A 223-nucleotide genomic window follows, 5' to 3' on the forward strand; every position below is an offset into this window, starting at 1 on the left:
TTCGCTTTTCTTTCGGCGCCTGCTTCACAAGGAAGCTGGCTCATCAGTTCGGCGTGTTCCGCCGTGCTGGTAGGGGCGCATTATAGGGAGCCGCGCCGGGATGACAAGGGCTTTTTCACCTTAACCGTTTGTTCGCTCAGTTCTACAGCAAGTCGTTCTCTTTTCAGCCATTCCGATTCCTAAATCGGCATTGACTGGATTTAAATTGAGTATTTGAAAAGCC

Source organism: Aeromonas media (assembly GCF_000819985.1).
Classification (GTDB): Bacteria; Pseudomonadota; Gammaproteobacteria; order Enterobacterales; family Aeromonadaceae; genus Aeromonas; species Aeromonas media.